The sequence below is a fragment of the Sulfitobacter sp. HI0027 genome (assembly GCF_001634775.1).
GTDB lineage: Bacteria > Pseudomonadota > Alphaproteobacteria > Rhodobacterales > Rhodobacteraceae > Sulfitobacter.
The window spans coordinates 45,958-64,219 of sequence record NZ_LWER01000132.1; the positions used below are offsets into that span (position 1 = coordinate 45,958).

The 18,262-nt window shown below is 62.3% G+C and carries 19 protein-coding genes and 1 pseudogene; 11 read left to right on the forward strand and 9 right to left on the reverse strand.

Annotated elements, in window-relative coordinates; genetic code table 11:
• Nucleotide 1 precedes the first annotated feature (1 nt).
• Nucleotides 2-718, reverse strand: a complete 717-nt coding sequence (locus A3722_RS07420) for a tryptophan-rich sensory protein (protein WP_067630708.1) — start codon at nucleotides 716-718, stop codon at nucleotides 2-4.
• Nucleotides 719-995: 277 nt separating this feature from the next.
• Nucleotides 996-2,288 carry a serine--tRNA ligase gene (gene serS, locus A3722_RS07425; protein ID WP_067916029.1) on the reverse strand — a complete coding sequence of 431 codons (1,293 nt, stop codon included), beginning with the start codon at nucleotides 2,286-2,288 and terminating at the stop codon, nucleotides 996-998.
• A 217-nt stretch (nucleotides 2,289-2,505) separates the two neighbouring features.
• On the opposite strand from serS, the gene yajC reads away from it, so the two are divergent.
• The 10 genes from yajC to A3722_RS07475 all read left to right on the forward strand — a co-directional run bounded on the left by yajC (nucleotide 2,506) and on the right by A3722_RS07475 (nucleotide 9,331).
• Nucleotides 2,506-2,784: a preprotein translocase subunit YajC gene (gene yajC / locus A3722_RS07430; protein WP_067627241.1), complete on the forward strand. Its 279-nt coding sequence runs from the start codon at nucleotides 2,506-2,508 to the stop codon at nucleotides 2,782-2,784.
• 35 nt (nucleotides 2,785-2,819) lie between these two features.
• The gene (secD, locus tag A3722_RS07435; RefSeq protein WP_067916031.1) at nucleotides 2,820-4,469 is read left to right on the forward strand and encodes a protein translocase subunit SecD; all 1,650 of its coding nucleotides are present in this window, start codon (nucleotides 2,820-2,822) and stop codon (nucleotides 4,467-4,469) included.
• A gap of 1 nt (nucleotide 4,470) precedes the next feature.
• Entirely contained in the window at nucleotides 4,471-5,439 is a 969-nt protein-coding gene (secF, locus tag A3722_RS07440; RefSeq protein WP_067627537.1) for a protein translocase subunit SecF, read from the forward strand.
• A complete protein-coding gene (locus A3722_RS07445; RefSeq protein ID WP_067916034.1) occupies nucleotides 5,432-6,187 on the forward strand; it encodes a sulfite exporter TauE/SafE family protein in 756 nt (251 codons plus the stop codon). The genes secF and A3722_RS07445 overlap by 8 nt, the downstream gene beginning before the upstream one ends.
• 18 nt (nucleotides 6,188-6,205) lie before the next feature.
• The gene (locus tag A3722_RS07450) at nucleotides 6,206-6,559 is read left to right on the forward strand and encodes an Mth938-like domain-containing protein (protein WP_067627617.1); all 354 of its coding nucleotides are present in this window, start codon (nucleotides 6,206-6,208) and stop codon (nucleotides 6,557-6,559) included.
• A gap of 19 nt (nucleotides 6,560-6,578) precedes the next feature.
• Nucleotides 6,579-7,190 carry a heme ABC exporter ATP-binding protein CcmA gene (gene ccmA, locus A3722_RS07455; RefSeq protein ID WP_067916036.1) on the forward strand — a complete coding sequence of 204 codons (612 nt, stop codon included), beginning with the start codon at nucleotides 6,579-6,581 and terminating at the stop codon, nucleotides 7,188-7,190.
• Nucleotides 7,187-7,843 (forward strand): heme exporter protein CcmB, encoded by a 657-nt coding sequence (gene ccmB / locus A3722_RS07460; protein ID WP_067627930.1) that lies wholly within the window; start codon nucleotides 7,187-7,189, stop codon nucleotides 7,841-7,843. Before ccmA ends, ccmB begins: the two co-directional genes overlap by 4 nt.
• Nucleotides 7,844-7,909: 66 nt before the next feature.
• On the forward strand, nucleotides 7,910-8,644 hold the full coding sequence (locus tag A3722_RS07465; RefSeq protein ID WP_067627933.1) for a heme ABC transporter permease: 735 nt from the start codon (nucleotides 7,910-7,912) through the stop codon (nucleotides 8,642-8,644).
• Complete coding sequence (gene ccmD, locus A3722_RS07470; protein WP_067627937.1) at nucleotides 8,644-8,799, forward strand: heme exporter protein CcmD; 156 nt, start codon at nucleotides 8,644-8,646, stop codon at nucleotides 8,797-8,799. Before A3722_RS07465 ends, ccmD begins: the two co-directional genes overlap by 1 nt.
• A 13-nt stretch (nucleotides 8,800-8,812) precedes the next feature.
• Entirely contained in the window at nucleotides 8,813-9,331 is a 519-nt protein-coding gene (locus A3722_RS07475) for a DsbE family thiol:disulfide interchange protein (RefSeq protein ID WP_067627950.1), read from the forward strand.
• On the opposite strand, the gene A3722_RS07480 is transcribed toward A3722_RS07475, so the two are convergent.
• The 3 genes from A3722_RS07480 to acnA form a co-directional block, all read right to left on the reverse strand.
• A complete protein-coding gene (locus tag A3722_RS07480) occupies nucleotides 9,321-9,911 on the reverse strand; it encodes an NAD(P)H-dependent oxidoreductase (protein ID WP_067627940.1) in 591 nt (196 codons plus the stop codon). The two genes, A3722_RS07475 and A3722_RS07480, sit on opposite strands and share 11 nt — an antisense overlap.
• Nucleotides 9,912-9,974: 63 nt before the next feature.
• On the reverse strand, nucleotides 9,975-10,787 hold the full coding sequence (locus tag A3722_RS07485; protein ID WP_067627944.1) for a hypothetical protein: 813 nt from the start codon (nucleotides 10,785-10,787) through the stop codon (nucleotides 9,975-9,977).
• Between the two features lie 145 nt (nucleotides 10,788-10,932).
• On the reverse strand, nucleotides 10,933-13,707 hold the full coding sequence (acnA, locus tag A3722_RS07490; protein WP_067916038.1) for an aconitate hydratase AcnA: 2,775 nt from the start codon (nucleotides 13,705-13,707) through the stop codon (nucleotides 10,933-10,935).
• A 251-nt stretch (nucleotides 13,708-13,958) separates the two neighbouring features.
• Between acnA and A3722_RS07495 the strand changes: the two genes are divergently transcribed.
• A complete protein-coding gene (locus tag A3722_RS07495) occupies nucleotides 13,959-14,672 on the forward strand; it encodes a DUF1223 domain-containing protein (RefSeq protein ID WP_067627254.1) in 714 nt (237 codons plus the stop codon).
• Nucleotides 14,673-14,683: 11 nt separating this feature from the next.
• Here the strand turns inward: A3722_RS07495 and A3722_RS07500 are convergent, their stop codons facing one another.
• The 4 genes and pseudogenes from A3722_RS07500 to A3722_RS07510 form a co-directional block, all read right to left on the reverse strand.
• Nucleotides 14,684-15,592: a lysophospholipid acyltransferase family protein gene (locus A3722_RS07500; protein WP_067627252.1), complete on the reverse strand. Its 909-nt coding sequence runs from the start codon at nucleotides 15,590-15,592 to the stop codon at nucleotides 14,684-14,686.
• Between the two features lie 179 nt (nucleotides 15,593-15,771).
• On the reverse strand, nucleotides 15,772-15,930 hold the full coding sequence (locus A3722_RS24535) for a hypothetical protein (protein ID WP_201721979.1): 159 nt from the start codon (nucleotides 15,928-15,930) through the stop codon (nucleotides 15,772-15,774).
• Between the two features lie 74 nt (nucleotides 15,931-16,004).
• Nucleotides 16,005-17,309, reverse strand: coding sequence for an adenylosuccinate lyase (purB, locus tag A3722_RS07505; RefSeq protein ID WP_067627250.1), 1,305 nt, complete (start codon nucleotides 17,307-17,309; stop codon nucleotides 16,005-16,007).
• A 342-nt stretch (nucleotides 17,310-17,651) separates the two neighbouring features.
• Nucleotides 17,652-18,262, reverse strand: a pseudogene (locus tag A3722_RS07510) (transposase); the annotation flags it as partial.

Below are 18,262 nucleotides of genomic sequence, written 5' to 3' on the forward strand. Positions count from 1 at the left end.
GTCAGCCCCGCCGAAACGCCCTGAGCGTGGGCAGCGCCACAAGGATGCTGCCCCCAAAGGCCAGATAGGCGACCAAGGGCGTTTCGCCCCAATTGGTCACGATCACGCCCACCAGCCCCCAGATCACCGCGATACCGTAGGTGGGGGTCCGGCCAAGGGCGGTCTGCACGATGGCCCCAATCGCCCCTGCGAGCCCGACAAAGACCACGGCTGCCGTCTGCTCTTCCAGATAGCCATAGCCCGCCGCCAGCAGCGCCAGTGACACACAGGATGCGGCAGAGAGCCAGCCTGCGTAGAGCCCCACCGGGGCCGCGGCCCAGAGCGGGTCTTCGACCGGGGCGAGGAACAGGGCGATCAGGGCGGTGATCAGCATGACCCAGATCAGCACCGCCGCCCAGATCGGGCTCATGGTGGCCACCGCGAGCCATGTTGTCCCCACGGCGAGCGACAGGCAGAGCGGCACGCGCATGTCATGCCACTGCCCATCACGCGGCGCGCGCAAAAGCCCATAGGCCAATCCGATAATCAGCCAAAGATAGATCACACCCCAGATGGAAAACGCATAGCCCGCAGGCTGCGCGGGCGGGTTGTCTTGCGGGACCGGGAATTGGTTTGGGTCAAAGCCTGAAAAGCTGGGCACGAAGAAGGGCGAAATCGCGAAGGCGATGCTGAGCAGCAGTGCAAGCGCTGCGATCAGGGTGCGGGAGGATTTGGGCAAGCGGGGGCCTCGCGGGAATAGTTGTTGCGGTACATCTAATCCTAGAGCGGGCGCTCGCTACGGCAACCAAGGGCCAGCGCCTTCCCGTGGGGTGGCGAACCCTGCCGCTTTATGGCTCAGTAGTGAGGCGCGTTTGCAAGGGAGTACTCAGCCTCACGAAATCGCCGGCCCGTCGCACCAAAGGTGCGCTCATAGAGACAGGCACGCCTTTGGCGTGCCGGGACGGGCAGGCGATGGCCCGGCGCCTGCGGCGCGGATCGGGCTGGGTGCCTCACCCTTACGCTAGCACACCTGCCGCAGTCAGCGTCGTCTTGCCCCCTAGATACGGCGCTAGCACCTCGGGCAGTTTCACCGACCCATCCGCCTGCTGGCCATTCTCCAGCACCGCGATCAGACAGCGCCCAACCGCCAGACCCGAGCCATTCAGCGTATGCACAAACTGCGGCTTGCCGCCGCCCTCGGGCTTGAACCGCGCATTCATGCGGCGCGCCTGAAAATCCCCGGTGGTCGAGACCGAGGAGATCTCGCGGTAGCAATTCTGCCCCGGCACCCAAGCCTCAATGTCATAGGTGCGCCGCGCGCCAAAGCCCATGTCGCCGGTGCAGAGGATTACGGTGCGATAGGGCACACCGAGTTTTTCCAAAATGCCCTCGGCACAGCCAACCATGCGCTGCTGCTCGGCGTCGCTTTCATCCGGGTGGGTGACCGAGACCATCTCGACCTTCTCAAACTGGTGTTGGCGCAGCATGCCAGCGGTGTCGCGGCCTGCACTCCCGGCCTCGGAGCGGAAGCAGAGGGTATGGGCGGTCAGCCGGATCGGCAGGGCGCTTTCCTCTAACGTATCGCCGCCCACCGAATAGGTCAGCGGCACTTCCGAGGTCGGGACCAGCCACCAGCCATTGGTGGTTTGATAGCTGTCGTCGCCGAATTTCGGCAGCTTATCCGTGCCATACATTGCCTCGTCGCGCACCAGCACGGGGGAGTTTACCTCAGTCAGCCCATTCTCATCCACATGGGTGTCGATCATGAACTGCGCCAGCGCCCGGTGAACCCGCGCCACGGCACCTTTCAGCATGACGAAGCGCGCGCCCGAAGTCTTGGCCGCGGTCTCGAAATCCATGCCGGGTTTGACGCCTGCAATCTCGTAATGCTCGACCGGTTTGAAATCAAAGCTGGGCTTCTCGCCCCAGCTTTTCACCTCGACATTGTCACCTTCGTCATCGCCTTGGGGCACATCATCGGCGGGGTTGTTGGGGATCCGGGCGAGCATATCCGTCAGCTTCGCATCCAACTCCTGCGCCTCGACGTTCATCGCGGCGACCTCTGCCTTTTTGTCGCTGACCAGCGTCCGCAGGCGCTCGAACTCGGCCTCATCGCCCCGACCCTTGGCAGCGCCGACTTCCTTGCTGGCCTTGTTCTGCTCGGCCTTGGCAGTCTCAGCGGCGGCGATCTTGGCGCGGCGCGCGGCATCGAGCGACAGCACCGCCTGCGACATCGCAGCCTCGCCCCGGCGGGCAAGAGCGGCATCAAAAGCCTCGGGATTGTCGCGGATGGCGCGGATGTCGTGCATGGGTTTGTCCTCAAAATCGGGTGAGTCGGTTTTGCTGCCTTATGCCTCAATGTGCTGCGCGGCGGTAGGGGCCGCAACCGTGCGGCGATTGGCCCCGCGCAGACGGCCACGCGGCGGCGGCTTTCCACCTTGCACCCCGCTGCCGCCGCGCATAGGTTCTGGCCAAATTCTCAGGGCCCATCCTGCGGCCCAATACCCATTGAAAAGGACGACCCCCATGGAAGGCATCCAGCAATTTGTGCCGCTGATCCTGATCTTCGCGATCATGTATTTTCTGCTCATCCGCCCGCAGCAGAAGAAGGCCAAAGAACATCAGGCCATGGTGGCCGGCCTGCGCCGCGGCGATCAGGTCGTGACCCAAGGCGGGATCATCGGCAAGGTCTCCAAGGTCAAAGACGACGGCGAGCTTGAGGTGGAAATCGCCGAAGGCGTGAAAATTCGCGTGGTGCAGGCCACCATCGCGACCGTCGTTTCCAAGACCGAACCGGCGAAATAAACCCTACCCCGAGGCCGCAACCCAAAGGCGGAACTATGCTACAGATTGATCTGTGGAAGCGGATTGTCATTGTCCTGACCTGTTTGGCAGGGCTTTGGCTCGCGCTTCCCAATGCCTTTTACGCTCCTGTCGAAAAGCACAATGACGCGGTTGCGGCCATCGACGTGCAGGGCAGTACGCCTGAGTTGGAAGCGCAGCGCGCGCTTTGGCCCGAATGGATGCCCTCGGGGCTGGTGAACCTTGGCCTTGACCTGCGCGGCGGTGCACATCTGCTGGCCGAAGTGCAACTGGCCGATGTCTATGCCTCGCGCATGGAAGCCCAATGGCCCGAGGTTCGTGACGCTCTGCGCAGCCTGACTCCGGTCCGGCGCGAAGAAGCGCCAGCGGGGGAATTGCGGGTCCGTCTGAACGATCCGTCGAAAATGGCCGAAGCGCTGCAGATCACCCGTGATCTCGCGCGTCCCGTCACCACGGTGACCGGGGCGGGCGGTAGCGACATCGACGTGAGCGGGGCCAATGGCACCATCACCATCACCCTGTCGGATGCCGAAAAACAGGCCACCGATGAGCGCACCATGCAGCAGAGCCTCGAAATCGTGCGCCGCCGCATTGATGAGGTCGGCACCCGTGAGCCGACGATCCAGCGTCAGGGTGCAGACCGCATCTTGATCCAAGTGCCGGGCATTGGCTCCGCTGCCGAGTTGAAAGCGATCATCGGCACGACGGCACAGCTGACCTTCAACCCGGTGGTCAACCGTGGCTCCAATGAGAACGACAACCCCGGCATTGGCAACGCGATCCTGCCGGCGGCGGATGAAGAGGGCGTGTTCTACACGATCGAAACCGCCCCCGTCGTCACCGGCGAGCAACTCGTCGACGCACAGCCCAGCTTTGACCAGAACGGGGCACCTGCCGTATCCTTCCGCTTTGACACCTCCGGCGCGCGCAAGTTCGGTGATTATACGGCCGAGAACATCGGCTCGCCCTTTGCCATCGTGCTTGACGATGAAGTCATCAGTGCGCCGACCATCCAAAGCCATATCCCCGGCGGCTCAGGCATCATCACCGGGCGCTTCTCGGTCGAGGAAAGCACCAACCTTGCGGTGTTGCTGCGTGCCGGTGCCCTGCCTGCAGGGCTGAGTTTTGTCGAAGAACGCACCATCGGGCCGGAACTGGGCCAAGACAGCATTGACGCGGGCAAGATCGCCACGATGGTCGCCTTCGCCGCCGTGTTGTTCTTCATGTGGGCGTCTTATGGGCTCTTCGGGTTCTTCGCCAATATCGCGCTGATCATCAACGTCGGGCTGATCTTTGGTCTGCTGAGCCTCATCGGGGCCACGCTGACCCTGCCGGGCATTGCCGGGATCGTGCTGACGGTCGGCATGGCGGTGGATGCCAACGTTCTGATTTTCGAGCGTATCCGTGAAGAGCAACGCAACGCCAAGGGAGCCGCGCGGGCGATCTCGCTGGGCTATGAGCGCGCACTCAGCGCCATTCTGGATGCCAACATCACGACCTTCATCGTGGCGGTCATCCTCTTTGCCCTAGGCTCTGGTCCGGTGCGCGGCTTCGCCGTAACGCTGGGACTGGGCATCATGACATCGGTCTTCACCGCCTTCTTCGTCACCCGCTTGCTGGTGGTGATCTGGTTTGAACGCCGCCGTCCCAAGACAATCGAGGTTTGACATGCGACTGAAGCTGGTACCCGACAACACGAACTTCGATTTCTTCGGCTATGCCAAGATCACCTTTGGCGCGTCTGTGGTGGCGATGATCCTGTCGCTGATCGCTTGGGGCGTGATGGGGCTGAATTTTGGCATCGACTTCCGCGGCGGCACGACCCTGCGGACCGAAAGCTCTGAGGCCATCGACGTGGGCGCCTACCGCGATGCCCTCGGCCCCTTGGAGCTGGGCGACGTGACGATTTCCGAGGTCTTTGACCCCGGTTTCGGCGCGGATCGCCATGTGGCGATGATCCGCGTGCAGGCCCAAGAGGGCCAAGAAGCGGCGACCACCGACACCATCGAAACCATCGAAGCGGCGCTGCAAAGCGTGTCTCCGGACATCAAATTCACCTCTGTCGAATCTGTGGGGCCCAAGGTCTCGGGCGAATTGATCCAGACGGCGTTCCTTGCCGTGGGCGGGGCGCTGGCGGCGATCCTGATCTACATCTGGTTGCGGTTCGAATGGCAGTTCTCGGTCGGCGCTGTGGTGGCCCTGTTCCACGATGTGGTGCTGACCATCGGGCTGTTCTCGATCTTGCAAATCCGCTTTGACTTGCCGGTGGTGGCCGCAATCCTGACCATTATTGGCTATTCGATCAACGATACCGTGGTGATCTTTGACCGGCTGCGGGAGAACCTGCGCAAGTACAAGAAGCGCCCTCTGCGTGAGGTGATGAACCTATCCGTCAATGAAACGCTGAGCCGGACACTGATGACCTCGGGCACCACGCTGCTGGCGCTGATCGCGCTGCTGATCTTGGGCGGCGATGTGATCCGGGCCTTTGTCTTTGCGATTACATGGGGCGTGATCGTCGGCACCTATTCCTCGGTTTATGTGGCCAAGAACGTGGTGCTTTATCTTGGCGTGAAACGCGACTGGTCCAAGCCCGACGCGGGCGCGGGCACGCAATTCGCCAATATTGATGCCTGACCTGCTGGCGCAGGCCATCGCCACCCCAGGGGTGGCGTGGCTTGCGCTGGCCGTGATCGTGGCGGGGCTGGTCCGCGGCTTTGCGGGATTTGGCTCTGCCATGATTATCATGCCGGTGGCGGCCTCTGTGCTCTCTCCGGTCGAAGCGATCCTGTTCATGACCGCTGCCGAGTTGATCGGCCCCCTGCCAAACCTCCCCGATGCCCTGCGCGAAGGTGCCCCCCGTGAAGTGGGGCGGCTACTGCTGGGGGTGCTGATCGGGATGCCGCTGGGGCTCTGGGGGCTGTCGCTGATGTCGCCCGAGGGCTTTGGCTGGATCGTTTCCGGTGTGGTTCTGGGGCTTTTGGCGCTGCTGCTGGCGGGCTGGCGCTATCATGGGCCGCTGAGCGCGAAGCTGGTGACGGCAACTGGTGCTTTGGGCGGCTTCATGACCGGTTTTGCGGGCATCGCCGGGCCGCCGGTGATCCTGCTCTATATGGCCAGCCGGCGGCCCGCTGCGGTGATCCGTGCCAATTTCCTGCTCTATCTTCTGGGGCTTGACCTGATGCTTTTTGGGATGCTGGCAGCGACGGGGCAGGTGGTCTGGCCGGTGCTGATGCTGGGCCTCTTGGCCGGGGTGCCGAATGTCATCGCCAATATCATCGGGGCGCGGCTATTTGATCCGGACCGAGAGCGGCTTTTTCGCGCGGTGGCCTATATCGTTATCGCCGCATCGGCTATCCTTGGCCTGCCGCTGTGGAATACCTGAGCCTGAGAGGGACATGACATGCGATTGAACGAGATCACCTATACCGACGCCAAACCGATCGACGGCTATGGCCCCGGCTTTTTCCGCATTGGCGGAGAGGTTGTGCAAGGCCCGCAGGTGATCGGCCCCGAAGGCATCATCGGCTGGGGCGGTCTGGCTGATCCCGCGCCGGTGCTGGCGCTGGCGGGCAAGGTCGATGTGGTCTTCCTCGGCACCGGGGCGGACGTGGCGCATATCCCCGACGACCTCCGTGAAACGCTGGAGGAGGCGGGGCTGGGGGTCGAGGTCATGTCGTCCCCCGCCGCTTGCCGGACCTATAACATCTTGCTGAGTGAGGGGCGGCGCATCGCGCTGGCCCTTTTGCCGGTCTAAGGGCGGAGCGGCATCGCCAGTGAAAGTGAGCGATCTCAGTGTGGCGCGGGGCGGGGTGCCGGTGCTTTCGGGCGTATCCTTTGCTCTGGAGGCGGGGGAGGCCTTGGTGCTGCGCGGCCCCAACGGGGCGGGCAAGACGACGCTGCTGCGCTGCATTGCGGGGCTGCAAGCGCCGCTCACGGGGCAGATCGAGGGGGCGGAGGACCGTGTCGCCTATGCCGCCCATGCGGATGGGCTGAAATCCATGCTGACGGTCCGGGAAAACCTGAGCTTTTGGGCGCAAGTCTTTGGTAACACAGATATTACTGAGGCGCTTGATGGTTATGCCCTGCGGCCGCTTGCAGATCGTTTGGCAGGTACGCTCTCTGCCGGGCAAAAGCGGCGACTGGGGCTGGCGCGGCTGTTGGTCACCGGGCGGCCGATTTGGGTGTTGGATGAGCCGACGGTTTCGCTCGATGCGGATGCTGTCGCGCTCTTCGGCAGCGTTCTGCGCCGGCATCTCGCGGCGGGGGGATCGGCCCTAATGGCCACGCATATTGATCTGGGGGTCGATGCCCGTGTGCTTGATATCAGCACCTTTCGCGCGGTCCCCGATGCCGATCTCGGCGCCAGCGACGCGGCGTTTCTATGAAGGCGCTGTTGCTACGGGATCTGCGGCTAGCGCTGCGCGCGGGCGGAGGCTTTGGCCTTGGGTTGGCGTTTTTCCTGATCGTGACGATGCTGGTGCCCTTTAGCGTTGGGCCAGAGGCCGCGCTTCTGCGCGCGATTGCCCCCGGTGTGCTCTGGCTCGGAGCGCTGTTGGCCTGCCTATTGTCGCTCGACCGTCTGCTGGCGCTCGACCTCGAAGATGGCTCTCTCGAACTGCTGCTCACCGCACCTCTGCCCCTCGAAGGGGCGCTGGCGATCAAGGTTTTGGCGCATTGGCTGACCACAGGTCTGCCGTTGGTGCTGGCGGCGCCTTTCCTTGGGGTGATGCTGCAACTCGCGGCGCCCGGTCATCTGTGGCTGCTCGCGTCGCTCGCACTCGGCACCCCCGCGCTGTCGGTGATCGGCATGTTCGGCGCGGCGCTGACGGTTGGGATCAAACGCGGTGGTCTGCTGCTGTCGCTGCTTGTACTGCCGCTTTATATCCCGACGCTGATTTTCGGGGCCGAGGTTGCGCGGCGTGGCAGCGCGGGGCTGGATGCCACGACGCCGCTTTTGATGCTGGCGGGGCTGACGCTGGCTGTGGTGGCCTTGATGCCATTTGCCGCAGCGGCGGTGCTTCGGATGGGGTTGCGATGACCCAAGAAATTGTGCCCCAAGTATTTGTGCATTGAGCACCACCCACCCGCGCGATAGGTAGTCCGCATGTCCCTTTGGCAATACGCAAACCCGGTCAAATTCCTTGCGCTTTCAGAGCGTGTGCAGCCTGTGCTTTGGGCGCTGGCGGCAGTCTTTGTAAGCGTCGGCCTGCTTTGGGGGTTTTTCGGCACGCCCGATGACGCGCGCCAAGGCAGCACGGTCAAGATCATCTATCTGCATGTGCCTGCCGCCCTGATGGCGATCAATGCATGGTTTATGATGCTCGTTGCCTCGCTGATTTGGCTGATCCGTCGGCACCACGTCAGCGCCTTGGCGGCCAAGGCCGCGGCCCCCGTGGGGCTGGTCATGACGTTAATCGCGCTGGTGACGGGTGCGATCTGGGGTCAGCCGATGTGGGGCACATGGTGGGCGTGGGATCCGCGGCTGACGTCGTTTCTGATCCTGTTTTTGTTCTACCTTGGCTATATCGCGCTGTGGCAGGCGGTCGAAGACCCAGACACCGCTGCCGATCTGACATCGGTCCTCTGCCTCGTTGGCTCGGTCTTCGCGGTGCTATCGCGCTATGCGGTGCAGTTTTGGAACCAAGGGCTGCATCAAGGCACGTCGATCCCCGTGGCCACGGGCAACCGCAGCGTGGCGGATGTGTTTTTCTATCCTTTGTTGCTGGCGATGATCGGCTTCGGCCTGCTGTTTCTGGCACTGGTGGTCTACCGCACGGGCACCGAAATTCGCCTGCGCCGTACGGCGGCGCTGCGAGCGCGGATGAACAGGGGGGCGTGATGCCGGAACTTGGAAAATATGCGGCCGAGGTGCTCTCGGCCTATGGTGTGTCGCTGCTGCTGTTGGCCGCATTGGTGGGGCTGACCCTGCTGCGGGGCCGGGCGGCACGCCGCGCTTTAGAAGAGGTCGAAGCGGAGGCCGGACGCCGTGGCTAAACTCTCTCCCATGATGATCGCCCCGCCGCTGATCTTCGCGGCCTTTGTGGCGCTGGCGGCGGTCGGCATGTACCGCGCTGACCCCGAGGGGTTGCCCTCTACGTTGGTCGGGCAACAAGCGCCCGCGATGCCCGAGGCCGCGCTGCCGGGCTATCCGCAGGCCACCGACAACATGCTGCGCGGGGGGGAGGTGAGCCTTGTGAACTTTTGGGCAAGCTGGTGCCCGCCTTGCCGAGCCGAACACCCCAAGCTGCTGGAATTGCAGGCCGAGGGGATGAACATCATCGGCGTGAACTTCAAAGATACCGAGAAGAACGCCAGCGCCTATCTGGAAGACGAAAAAAGCCCCTTTGCCGGGGTTGGGTTCGACCCCCAAGGGCGGGTGGCGATTGATTGGGGTGTCACCGCCCCGCCAGAGACATTCATCGTTGGCGGGGACGGCACGGTGCTGTTCCGCTTTGCCGGGCCGCTGGTCGGCAGCGACTATGAGCAGCGGTTCCTCCCGGCATTGCAAGACGCGCTTAGCCGCTGATCTTGCCTGCGAATTCGACCAGACGTTTGGCTTGGAAGGCGACGGATTTCTTGCCGGTTTCATCCAGCGGGCCGGGTTCGCAGGAATAGCCGTAGGGGTTGCCGCCGTCTTCAAACTTCACCCCATCGGCATAGCCCGGCGGCACGATGATCGCGCCCCAGTGCATGGCGGTGACATAGATCGACTGGATCGTGGTTTCCTGCCCCCCATGTGGGTTCTGCGCAGAGGTGGTCGCGGTGACTGCCTTATTGGCCAGCGCGCCTGACTGCCACTGCGGCCCCAGCGTATCGATAAAGGCGCGGAACTGGCTGGCGGCGACGCCAAAGCGCGTCGGGACAGAGATGAAATAGCCATCGGCCCATTCCATATCTTCGGGCTTGGCCTCGGGGATGTCTTTCATCTTGTCCAACTGTTCGCGCCAAGCATCCTGTCCGTCGACAACGGCTCTTGGCGCGGTTTCGGTACAGCGGCGGAGGCGGACCTCGGCGCCTGCCTCTTTGGCGGCGCGGGCGGCTTCCTCAGCGATGGCGTGGTTTGTGCCATAGGTGGAATAGAAAAGAACGGTGATTTTCGGGCTCATGAGGTGTCCTTTCGCTTGGGTGCGTCAAGATCAACGGCTCGCAGGGTGTTCTGTTCCTCGCGCTCAAAGTGAATACTGCCGCGCCCAGTCTTGCAGTCGGGCGATGAACTGCGCATCGGTCAGTTGATCCAAGGTGCCCTCAGGCGCGGTAAAATCGGGCAGCGGCTCTAGTGCGATGCGCAGGCGGCGCATCTGTTCGGGGTAGGGTGCGACCCGCTGGGCCATCTCGACCATCGCCGCGGGCACGCGGCGGGCAGGGTGTTCGGCACTGTAGTAGAGCGCGAATTGCATCGCGTTGAGGTTCGACACCAGATCGGCAAGCTCAGGCAGGATGATGGTGTTCATCTCGTTGCTATCGGCTGCAAACATGGACGCTTTGGTCAGCAGCCCGCGCGCTTGGGCCACGGTGGTGGTGGTCGACAGCACAAAGCTGACCGACAGCGTGAGGATCACCATACCGTTGACCCCGGCAAGGACCGACAGCACCAGCCAAAAGGGGTTTTCGGTCTGAAACGGCCCGCCGCCGAGGGTTGAGAGCAGATGGCCGACGAATGCGAAATCGCGCAGAAAGCCCGCCGGGCGTTCGCTTTCGGTCATCACCACGGCCTCGCGGCTTATCTGAAAGACCAAGGTCCAGCCAAGCGAGACGAGTATGATCCATGTCACCGCAATGGCTGTCATCACCACCGGGCCAGAGAGGCGGTGGCGGGCGTTGCCCTCTGGCATGATTTTGGAAAAGACGAAGAACGCCGCCCGTGCAACCCGCTCCGACAAGGGCGCGACAGGGGCGGCACCGATGGCGGTATAGAGAAAGTCCAGCAGCACGATAGCTAGGATCAGCGCGCCCAAAGCGCCAAGCGCGTAACCTGCTATCATTGCTTTGCCTTCCCCGCACGCGATCGTCTTACAGGGGCAACCCGTGATCGGCAGGCAGGTTCCCGCGCAGGGGCTTGGGGCAAAAAGAAAAGGAGCGGCCCGCTGGGGGCCGCTCCTTGGATCAGTTCGCGAGGGCGATTGGCGCTTAGGCCGATTTCGCCAAGTTGCGCAGCACGTAGTGCAGCACGCCGCCGTGTTCGATGTATTCGATCTCAATCGCGGTATCGATGCGGCACTTCAGCGTGATCTCTTTGGTGCTGCCATCGGCCATTGTGATCGTGCAGGGCACTTCCTGCAGCGGCTTGATCGTGTCCAACCCGCTGATCGACACGGTTTCCTCGCCGGTCAGGCCCAGCGATTTGCGGGTGTCGCCGCCGGTGAACTCAAACGGGATGACGCCCATGCCGACGAGGTTGGAGCGGTGGATACGCTCAAAGCTCTCGGCGATCACGGCCTTCACACCCAGCAGGGCTGTACCCTTGGCGGCCCAGTCACGCGATGAGCCCGCGCCGTACTGTTCGCCACCGAAGATCACCAGCGGGGTGCCGTTTTCCTGATGCGCCATCGCGGCATCAAAGATCGAGGTCTGCGCGCCATCGGGGCCTTTGGTGTAACCGCCCTCAACGCCGTCGAGCATCTCGTTCTTGATGCGGATGTTGGCGAAGGTGCCGCGCATCATGACTTCGTGGTTACCACGACGGGAGCCGTAGGAGTTGAACTCCCGCACCGGCACCTGACGCTCTGTCAGGTACTGACCCGCAGGGGTGGTTTCCTTAAAGGAACCGGCGGGCGAGATGTGGTCGGTGGTGATCATGTCACCCAGCACCGCCAGCACTTTCGCGCCGTCGATGTTGGAGATCACGCCCGGCTCTGGCGACATGCCTTGGAAGTAGGGCGGGTTTTGCACGTAGGTCGAGGTTGGCGGCCAGTCGTAGGTCTTGCTGTCCGTGGTTTCGACCGACTGCCACTTCTCGTCGCCTTTGAAGACATCGGCGTATTTCTCTTGGAAGGCTTCGCGCGTCACGGTCTGTTCGACCAGTTCAGCGACTTCCTGCGTCGAGGGCCAGATGTCTTTAAGGTAAACGTCGTTGCCGTTCTTGTCCTGACCCAGCGGGCTGTTTGTCAGGTCGTGGTTCATGTCACCCACCAGCGCATAGGCCACCACGAGGGGCGGGGAGGCGAGGTAGTTGGCGCGCACGTCAGGGCTGATGCGGCCTTCGAAGTTACGGTTGCCCGAGAGGACCGAGGTGCCGATCAGGTCATAGTCGTTGATCGCTTTGCTGATCGGTGCTTCCAGCGGGCCGGAGTTGCCGATGCAGGTGGTGCAGCCATAGCCCACGAGGTTGAAGCCGATCGCATCGAGGTCTTCTTGCAGGCCAGCGGCCTCAAGATAATGCGACACGACCTGCGAGCCCGGCGCCAGCGATGTCTTGACCCAAGGCTTGCGGGTGAGGCCCAGTTCACGCGCTTTGCGTGCCACGAGGCCCGCGCCGATCATGACATAGGGGTTCGAGGTGTTGGTGCAGGACGTGATCGAGGCAATCACGATGGAGCCGTCATGCAGCTGGTAGTTGCCATCCTCGGTGGCGACAAAACCGCGGTTGTGATGACCTTCGTCACCGGGGATGTCCTGCGGTTCGGGCTGGCCGCCTTCGCCTTCCCAACGGATTTCCGAGTTCGCGGAGGTGTCTTTGCCTTCGCGGATGCCTTTGACGTATTCGGCGAATGCGGTGTGCGCGCTGTCGAGGGCGATGTAATCCTGCGGGCGTTTCGGGCCCGAGATTGCAGGCACGATGGTGCCCATGTCGAGCGACAGCGTGTCGGTGTAGACCGGCGCATAGTTCGCATCGCGCCACATGCCGTTCTCTTGGGCATAGGCTTTGACCAGCGCCACACGATCCTTGTCGCGGCCTGTGTTGGTCAGGTAACGCAGGGTCTCGTCGTCGATTGGGAAGAAGCCACAGGTCGCGCCATATTCAGGCGCCATGTTGGCGATGGTCGCGCGGTCTGCCAGCGGCAGGTGATCCAAACCTTCGCCGTAGAACTCGACGAATTTGCTGACCACGCCCTTTTCGCGCAGCATTTCCACGACTTTCAGCACGAGGTCGGTACCGGTGGTGCCTTCCATCATGCGGCCTGTCAGCTCAAAGCCGATGACTTCGGGGATCAGCATGGAGATCGGCTGGCCCAGCATCGCGGCTTCGGCTTCGATCCCGCCAACGCCCCAGCCCAGAACGGCAGCGCCGTTGACCATGGTGGTGTGGCTGTCGGTGCCGACGAGCGTGTCGGGGTAGGCGACTTCCTCGCCGTTTTGGTCTTTGTCGGTCCAAACGGTCTGGCTGAGATACTCAAGGTTCACCTGGTGGCAGATGCCGGTGCCGGGGGGCACAACGCGGAAGTTGTTAAACGCTTTCTGGCCCCACTTGAGGAAGGTATAACGCTCGATATTGCGCTCATACTCGCGGTCGACGTTCATCTGAAACGCGCGCGGGTTGCCGAATTCGTCGATCATGACGGAGTGGTCGATGACCAGATCAACAGGGTTCAGCGGGTTGATCTTATCCGCGTCGCCACCAAGCGCCACCAGACCGTCGCGCATCGCGGCAAGGTCAACCACAGCCGGAACACCGGTGAAGTCCTGCATCAGCACGCGGGCAGGGCGGTAGGCGATTTCGCGGGGGTTCTTGCCGCCTTTGGTCGCCCATTCGGCAAATGCCTTAATGTCGTCCTGAGTGACGGTCTTGCCGTCCTCGAAACGCAGCATGTTTTCCAGAACGACTTTCAACGCCGCTGGCAATTTGGAGAAATCGCCCAAGCCCGCAGCCTCGGCAGCGGGGATGGAATAGTAGGCGATGTTCTGGCTGCCAACGGAGAGGGTCTTGCGTGTCTTGGCACTGTCGTGACCGACTTGGATTGTCATGGCGGGCTCCCTTCGGGGTCTGATGGGTGGCTAGATTGTCGTCTCAATGCCACTACGGGCGCGGCGGTTCAACTGTTATCAGGTGGTTTCGCGCGAATTTGTATACCATTGTGTACCGAGATTAAAGGGGGCAGTCTGCGCAAAGCCCTCTGTGGGCGCTAACGGGCGTCTCAACAAAGGTTGATTGGTGTTTCACCCGCCAAGCCGTTAGACCAATGCCATCACCGCGATATTGATCCGTCTGGAATTTTATGAAGCCCCTGATTTATCCCGTTCTCGCCGCGTTTTCGCTGCTGGCCGCCCCGTTGCAGGCCGAGCAGGATCAGCCTGTGGTGGTCGAACTCTTTACCTCTCAGGGCTGTTCCTCTTGTCCCGCCGCCGATGAAATGCTCGCCGAATTGGCCGATCGGGAGGACATTATCGCCTTGGCGCTGCACGTGGATTACTGGGATTATATCGGTTGGGAAGACCCCTTTGGCGACCCGGCCCATGCCGAGCGACAGCGCGGCTATGCCGCCGTGGGCGGGCGGCGCAGTGTGTACACGCCCGAGTTTATCGTGCAGGGTCAGACCGACATTGTGGGCGCCAAACCGATGAAGCTGATGGACGCGGTGGAGCAGCACGCCGAGGCCGCGCCTCAGGTGGCGCTGACGCTCACGCGGTCGGGTGAGACAGTTGATATCACGGCGAAACCCCTGACCGACGCCGCTGCGGGGCCGATGCATGTCCATATGTTGCGCTATTCGCCGATGGAGCGGACCAAGGTCACCCGCGGCGAGAATGCAGGCCATGTCATGGAACACAGCAATGTCGTGCGGGGCTGGCAGGTTTTGGCGGATTGGGACGGGTCAGCGCCGCTGTCGCTGACAGCAAAAACCAAAGGGAATCAGCCCGTTGTGGTGATTGTTCAACGCCAAGAGCCGGGCGGTCCGGGCGCAATTCTCGCAGCAGCGCGCATCAAGTAGGCGCGCAAAGATTAGGTTTCGTGCGGACGCCAGCGGCGGTGCACCCAGAACCACTGCTCTGGCGTTTTGGTGACCTGCGCGGTCAGGCTGTCGTTCAGCACCTGCGTCATGGTCATCGGATCGCTATGAGGCACCGGCGCTTCAAGCACCACGTCAAAGCGGACCCCATCGTCTTGGCGAATGCCGTAGAACGGGATCAACAGCGCGTCATAGCGCAGCGCCAGCTCCGCCGCCGAGATCGCGGTGCGGGCAGGTTTGCCGATAAAGTCGAGGATTGGCGCGCGGATCACATGTTGGTCAAACAGCAGCACCAGCCGACCGCCCTGTTTCAGATGCCGCACGAACCCCGCCGTGCCGCGCCGCCCTTGCGGAAACACTGGCCCGCCGAAGGCTTCGAGCGTTTTGACGTAATGGGCGTTGAAATAAGGGTTCTTCATCTCGCGGTAGAGCCCGCCGATGTCATAGCCCCGCGCCACGAGGGACGCCCGCGCCGCTTCGTAATTGCCGTAATGCCCGGTCACCAAGATCACCGGCTGGCCGGTGCGGTTGGCCTCCTCCAGCGCCGCCATGCCGGGGCCGCGTGGCTCGGCATCGGCCATGCGTTTGGGGAAATCATCGGCCGAGTAATTCTCGATGAAAGACCGCCCCAGATTGTTGAGACAGCGCGTGGCAATTTCCTCGCGACGGGCGAGCGGCATCTCGGGCCAGACATGTTCAAGATTGTCGAGCGCACGGCGGCGGTAGCCCGCCAGCGGCGCCAAGACATGCTGTACCAAGCTGCCGACAAAGCTGAGCCGCGCCTTATAGGGCAGGGCCAAAGCCGTGCGAATGATCCCGACGATCAGCAGATTGCTCAGGTAATGGCGCGCCCGGCGACCGAAGGGATAGGGCTTTTTGACTTGGGGGGCTTGGTCCGACATGGGCTCTGACAGGCTGTTAAAGTTTTCCTGACATAGCCTGCGCCGCCCTGCGCAACAAGCCATCCTGCGCGTCATAGGCCGGGGTCAGCCGTCGAAGGGCCGCGCAGTCGCAGCCGCGAGGGCCGCCAAGGCGCGGCCCTCTGATCCAGCAATGGGAAACCCTGCCGCCCGTGAAAACCTCAGGTGGTGGCGTCTGGCACGCAGGTGCGGCTGCTGATGTCGAGTTTCATCCCCTCGGCGCAGGTCATGACCTGTTTGTCATGGACGCAGCCCGATGCAAGGGCGAGGGAGGGGGCCGTGAGCGCCATGAGGGCGCCGAGTGTCAGTGCGAGTTTCATGTCGTTTGCTCCTTTGACAGGCGCAGACAGGGTACACCCGTCCGCGCCAATCTCAAAGCATTACGATGATCGCATCACGCGCCGAAGACGCGCTTGAAGATCGTGTCGACATGTTTGGTGTGATAGCCCATGTCGAATTTTTCGTTAATGCCATCTTCGCCCAAGGCCGCGACGACCTCTTCATCGGCCAGCAGCAATTCGCGGAAATCAAGACGTTCTTCCCAGACTTTCAGCGCGTTGCGCTGCACCATGGAATAGGCGTCTTCGCGGCTTACGCCAGCTTGGGTCAGGGCCAGAAGCACCCGCTGGCTCATCACCAGACCGGGGAATTTGTTCATGTTCTCCAGCATGTTCTCGGGGAAGACGAGCATTTTGTCGATCACCCCTGCCAAACGGTGCAGGGCAAAGTCCAGCGTGACAGTCGCGTCAGGCCCGATGCCACGCTCGACGGATGAATGCGAGATATCGCGCTCATGCCAAAGCGCCACGTTCTCCATCGCCGGCACCACGGCCATGCGCACCAGACGGGCAAGCCCAGTGAGGTTCTCGGTCAGCACCGGGTTTTTCTTATGCGGCATGGCCGAGGAGCCTTTTTGCCCCATGGAGAAGAATTCCGCGCCTTCGAGCACTTCGGTGCGCTGCATATGGCGGATTTCAATCGCCACGTTTTCGATGCTGCTGGCAATGACGCCGAGCGTGGCAAAGAACATCGCGTGACGGTCGCGCGGGATGACTTGGGTCGAGATCGGCTCAGGGTTGAGGCCCAGTTTCTCGCAGACATGCTCTTCGACGCGGGGGTCGATATTGGCGAAAGTGCCGACAGCGCCCGAGATCGCGCCGGTGGCGATTTCCTCACGCGCGGCGACGAGGCGGGCGCGGTTGCGGTCCATCTCGGCATAGAAGCGGGCAAAGGTCAGGCCCATGGTTGTCGGCTCGGCGTGGATGCCGTGGCTGCGGCCCACGCGGACGGTGTCTTTATGCTCAAGCGCGCGTTTCTTCAGCGCGGCCAGCAGCTTGTCCATGCCGTCCAGCAGCAGATCAGCGGCGCGGGTCAGCTGTACGTTGAAACAGGTGTCGAGCACGTCCGAGGAGGTCATGCCCTGATGCACAAAACGCGCCTCATCGCTGCCGACATGTTCGGCCAAGTGGGTCAGGAAGGCGATGACGTCATGTTTGGTGACGGCCTCAATCTCGTCGATGCGGGCCACGTCGAATTCAACGTCTTTGGCTTTCCACACGGCGTCGGCATTCTCGCGCGGGATGGTGCCCAGATCGGCCATCGCGTCGCAGGCATGGGCTTCGATCTCGAACCAGATGCGGAATTTCGTTTCCGGCGACCAAACGGCAACCATATCGGGACGGGAGTAGCGGGGGATCATGCGCGCACCTTTTTAGGACAGGGGATGGGTCAGGGGCGGCATAGACTGACTTGGGGTTAAGGACAAGTGTGAGGAGGGCGGGTCAGTGTCTGCCCGTGGGGTGGCGATGTTCAGGTGGCTTCGTGCCACTTTATGGTGCAGCCTTGGGGTGACCTACTAGACGCGCACTCAGCCTCATCAAATCGCCAACCCGGTCGCACCAAAGGTGCGCCAGTGTATATCGGCACGCCTCTGGCGTGACGGGCGGACAGACGATGGCCCGGCGCCTGCGGCTTGATTCCGGGCCGGGGAGTGTCATGAACTTTGTGTATCTGGCCTGGCCCATGCGGGTTTTAGATACAGTCACGCATTGAAGCGATCCTCGAACATTATGGCGAAATGATTGCGGGCCGCAAACCATTCTCGAACATTCCGGCCGCCTTTCTCAAAGTTGCGGATCGCCAAGTAGATCAGCTTCGTTGCAGCGTCTTCGGTCGGGAACGATCCCCGCGTCTTGATCGATTTGCGGAATACACGGTTCAAGCTTTCAATCATTGCCCGGCAGGCGCATGCAAAGCATGCTGCCGAGAGGGGGCGTTGGTGGTGTAGATGATCTTCCGGATGGCAGGATCAAAAGCAAAGAACGGGATCACTTCCTGCCAAGCTCTGCGCCAGGCCGGTGCGATGGAGGCATATTTCCCGGCCCATTTTTCCTCGAAGGCATCCAACTCCAAGCCAGCTTGATCGGCTGTAGGGGCGCTGTAAATCCGCCGCAGATCGGCTGCCACCTCCTTGCGATCTTTCCAAGCACAGAAGTTCAGCGAATGGCGCACGAGATGAACAATGCACGTTTGCACGGCCGTGTCCGGAAAGGCTGCTGTGATGGCATCCGTTGCCCGGCAGTCGAAACGCAGTTTCGATGAGAGGGAGGGAAGCCCTTGAGACCATCTACGACCGCAATCAGGATGTCTTGC